This is a genomic window from Xenorhabdus sp. NBAII XenSa04 (genome assembly GCF_963866145.1).
Lineage (GTDB): Bacteria > Pseudomonadota > Gammaproteobacteria > Enterobacterales > Enterobacteriaceae > Xenorhabdus > Xenorhabdus indica.
The window spans coordinates 1-1,913 of record NZ_CAWMEB010000229.1 but is presented as its reverse complement, the minus strand read 5'-3'; the positions used below and the strand labels follow the sequence as shown (position 1 = coordinate 1,913).

Genomic DNA, 1,913 nt, shown 5'->3' with positions numbered 1-1,913 from the left:
GGCAACAGGTCGTGCAGGGGCTCACCGGATTGGCGTCTGGGGAGTTCGGTAAAAATATGCCGGAAATAAAAATAAGGATTGATGTCATTGGCCCGGCAGGTTATCACCAGGCTGTACAGATTCGCACTGGCAAAGGCTCCGTCTGCCGACGTGGAAAACAGCCAATTCTTGCGTCCGGTGGTGAACGGGCGGATATCCCGCTCGGTGACATTATTGTCAATGCTAAGATGCCCGTTTTCCAGATAGATTATCAGTTTCGGCCACTGATTCAGCGTATAAGTGATCGCCGTGCCGATGACGCTTTTCGGCAACACGGTCTGACTCGCTTCGGTCAGCCAGTCGTGGAAGGCTTTCAGTACCGGAGGCGCTTTTTCCTGTCGTAATCGCCGTCGTTCATCGGGGCTGAGTAACCGCGCTTCCCGCTCAATGGCATACAGCCGGGCGATAAAAGTCAGCCCCTGCTCAGCCCGTCCGGCTTTTTTACCCGCCTGCGCTTTCTGGGCGTCCGTAAATTTGCGACGGACATGCGCCATACACCCGGCATGTCTGACCGATTTCAGCGTATCGTAAGCCGCATAGCCACCGGTCAGCAGATCACCGGCATAATCCCCTAAAAAATCAGCGGCACAACGCCCGCTGCGGCTTGGCTGGTAGTCGAAAATCACCGCCGGATGAGTGGCAAATTCGCCACTGCGATACACCCACATATAAGATTTGCTCTGCGCCGGGCGATCGGCTTCGTGGAGCACCTGCACCGGTGTTTCATCCGCACAAATCAGTGGCTCATTGAGCAGATGTGCACGCATCAGCTCAACCAGCACATGCACCTTGCGCCCGAGCTGCACACACCAGTTCGCCAGCGTACTGCGGCTAATTTCAATACCGGTGCGCGCTAAAATATCGGCCTGCCGGTACAGCGGCAGCGCATCGACATATTTAGCTGTGACAATAGCGGCCTGCGTCTCCGGGCTGGCGATCGTCCGGGGTAACAGGCTGGGTGGGAACGGTGCCGTGATAATTTTGCTGTGCGTTTCGGTTTTTTCACACTGCCGGCAGGTGTATTTGGTGCGTTCGTGACGAATGACGCTGACTTTCTGCGGGATGATTTTCAGGGTTTCTGACGTTTCGGTCCCACAGGCATGCAGCGGTTCGCCACAACAGTCGGGCGCATTCAGTGTATGGCACTGCACTTCCCGCGCTAATCCTGCTGGCAACGGCTGACGGCCTTTTTTGTGATGCGCCGGCGCGGGTTGTGGCAGGCTCACCTGCTGTTCCGCTTCATTGAACGTGCCTTTGTCGGCTTTTTCGCTCTGCTTACCAAAGCGCTTCGACTGACTGAGATTAAGCTGTTCGAGCAGGTGCTGGATCTGACGATCTCTGCTCTGGATATCGGCCTGAAGCTGGTAAATCAGCGCTTTCAGTTGGTCAATATCATCAGGCAGGTCAGTCATCATTCAGGCTCTCAGGGGGAAAAGCCTGAGTGTGACAGCTCAGCGGGATCGTGCAAGCCCAAATTGCGGCTCAGTGCCACCGCTCACATTTTTAAACCCCGTAACGGCTGATGCACACGCGGCGGCGACAGCGTCAGCCCCGATAACAGCCAGTTCAGTTGCGGACGCGTAATATGGACGGTGCCGTCCGCCACGGGCGCTGGCCACTGAAAACGGCCCTTTTCCAGCCGACGGTAGTAGAGCCAGAAGCCGTTGGTGTCCCAGAACAAGACCTTGAGTTTGTCGCGATGACGGTTACAAAAAATAAATCCGGCTTCACTGAGCGGATCCAACCCCAGCGCATCCACCACATTCGCCAGCCCGTCGATGGATTTTCGCATGTCGGTCGGGCCGGAGACCAGATAGAGGTTACCAACCGGAATCATCGCAGCGCCTCAACCCAGTGGCGGATCTGTGCAGGGG

2 protein-coding genes are annotated in these 1,913 nt (G+C 56.4%); both read right to left on the bottom strand.

Features of this window, described 5'->3' with window-relative positions:
• Positions 1-1,451: IS66 family transposase (tnpC, locus tag AAC147_RS09225; RefSeq protein ID WP_047686406.1), on the bottom strand; the 1,451-nt coding region annotated here is incomplete at its 3' end.
• A gap of 83 nt (positions 1,452-1,534) precedes the next feature.
• Positions 1,535-1,876, bottom strand: coding sequence for an IS66 family insertion sequence element accessory protein TnpB (tnpB, locus tag AAC147_RS09220; protein WP_047686404.1), 342 nt, complete (start codon positions 1,874-1,876; stop codon positions 1,535-1,537).
• Between the last annotated feature and the right edge of the window lie 37 nt (positions 1,877-1,913).

Bases quoted from the DNA above. Each gene is read 5' to 3' on its own strand.
- tnpB (WP_047686404.1), bottom strand. From the start codon at position 1,876: ATGATTCCGGTTGGTAACCTCTATCTGGTCTCCGGCCCGACCGACATG.